Origin of the sequence: Insolitispirillum peregrinum (assembly GCF_900156605.1) — a bacterium.
GTDB lineage: Bacteria > Pseudomonadota > Alphaproteobacteria > Rhodospirillales > Rhodospirillaceae > Insolitispirillum > Insolitispirillum peregrinum.
Genome location: NZ_FTOA01000023.1, coordinates 1 through 1,651 on the forward strand (window position 1 = coordinate 1; position 1,651 = coordinate 1,651).

Consider the following 1,651-nt stretch of genomic DNA (forward strand, 5'->3'; position numbering starts at 1 on the left):
TCCATCGACGACGAGGCTTCTTCTGCCGCCGCCGCCTGCTCGGTCGAGCCCTGCGCCATCTGTTCCGCGGTGGCCGACAGTTGCTGGCTGCCTGCCGCAACCTGTTGAGCGGCATTCAGGGCTTCGGCGACCACCGACCGCAGACGTTCGATCATCGTTTCCAGTGCAATCCCCAACTGATCCCGATCAGACAGGCGCTGTACGTTGATGGTCAGGTTGCCGTTCGCAATCTCGTTTGCCTTGGCAGCCACATCCCTGAGATTACTGGTCATGGTGGTCATCGCCGTCACCAGATCGGCGATTTCATCCTTGCTGGAAACGGTGACCGACTGCTCCAGATCCCCCAGCGCCACCGCATTGGCCAGCGACGACGCCTTGGCCAGACCACGGCTGATCGACAGGGCAATAAACACCGCAATGAGACTGCTGACCACCAGCACGGTCACCAGCAGGCCAATGGTCAGGGTGCGGGCTTCCTGATAGGCAGACAATGCGTCCTTTGCATCATCGTCCATCAGTTTGACGTTGTAGGTCCGCAGGGTATCGAGCGATGCGAGGGTCTGACGGGAGACATCCAGCCCCTTTCCCGACAACAGGGCATCGGCCTTGGCGGTACTGTTGACCAGAACACGCTCACGCAAGGCAACCATTTTGCTGATGTAGTCGGTAAAATAGCGGCCCAGATCCGCATGAATGGCCTCCCCATTGCCAATCTTGTGCCACGGCATCGATGCCAGCAAGTCACTGACCTGACGATCCAGTACCGCAGCCTGCTTGTCGAAGTTCTCCATTTGCTCGAAATTTTTGGCAAGAATCAACCTTCGGTTCAGAGTTGCCTGCTGATAGTACAGGCCATCAAGGGTCATGATTGCCAGAATGGTCTCGGGGTTGCCTTCTTTCTGAATGGAATCCTTGGCATTTTTCAGCGCAGTCCGCATGCCCGGCAGGAATTTCTCTTCCATCTCGTCCAGCATGGTCCGCCCGGCGAGAATGCTGTCATCCATGGCAAAGCGGGCGATGTCCTTGTTCAGGTCAAGCAGGGAACGCAGGCTGTTTCGCAGCTCGGCCATCATCTTGCGACCATTTTCGTCCACCTGCATCGCATCGGCCTTGGTCAACTTGCCTTCCAGCGATACCTGAGAGTCCTGATACCGCTGGAAGAAGGCTTCCTTCTGATCGGGATTGCTCGAAATCATGATGGCACGCAACTGGCTGGTCATATAGACCAGATCACCCTTGGCCTCCTCAAGCAGGAAGGCCTTGACCGCAGAGTCTTTCACGACCCGCTCCATGCGCGCGTTGATGTCGGCGAGACTGTTCAGTTCGACCAGCATTCCGATGGCCGACAGCGTCAAGATCAGCGTGAACGATAACGCCAGCTTGGCTTTTATGGTGAAACGCATGCCTTTTTCCTCCATCACCGTGCGGGCCGCACGTCCTGAACACCACCGCGGTCTTACGCCACCAGCGGCAGGATGATTTTTTCCATGTCGAGGACGATGATGAACGCCCCATGGTCCTTGCCGATGGTCTTGATCAGCGAAACATCCCAGCCGACACCGACCGACGGGATGGTTTCCGTTTCCGTCTGGCTGAGGCTGGTCACCTGATGCACCCGGTCGGCCAGCACCCCCACCAGCGCCTGTTCGCC

General features: G+C 57.7%; 1 protein-coding gene and 1 pseudogene. Both read right to left on the reverse strand.

Features of this window, described 5'->3' with window-relative positions; translation table 11 throughout:
• Nucleotides 1-1,403: MCP four helix bundle domain-containing protein (locus BW995_RS20160; protein WP_175617143.1), on the reverse strand; the 1,403-nt coding region annotated here is incomplete at its 3' end.
• A 53-nt stretch (nucleotides 1,404-1,456) separates the two neighbouring features.
• Nucleotides 1,457-1,651 (reverse strand): annotated as a pseudogene (locus BW995_RS20935) (chemotaxis protein CheW); the annotation flags it as partial.